We start from the raw sequence: 207 nt of genomic DNA, 5'->3' as shown, positions 1-207 counted from the left end.
GAATGATACTAATCGGTCGAGGCTTTGATCTAGTCTAAGGTTTGTGTGAATTGATGAGTCTTCAGTTTTGAGAGAACAATCTCTTAAAAAAAAAGTTGACATTATGTTAAGATAATGTTAATCTCATATATGTCTGGTGGCGATAGCGAAGCGGCCACACCCGTTCCCATGCCGAACACGGAAGTTAAGCGCTTCAGCGCCGAAAGT

1 rRNA gene is annotated in these 207 nt (G+C 41.5%); it reads left to right on the top strand.

The annotated features are described in order from the left end of the window. Positions 1–132: 132 nt before the first annotated feature. A 5S ribosomal RNA gene (gene rrf / locus KNO58_RS15355) occupies positions 133–207 on the top strand; the annotation flags it as partial.

This window comes from Exiguobacterium sp. J17977 (genome assembly GCF_018616375.1).
Classification (GTDB): domain Bacteria; phylum Bacillota; class Bacilli; order Exiguobacteriales; family Exiguobacteriaceae; genus Exiguobacterium; species Exiguobacterium mexicanum.
The sequence above is the reverse complement of the archived record's forward strand: the minus strand, read 5'-3'. Positions and strand labels throughout refer to the sequence as shown.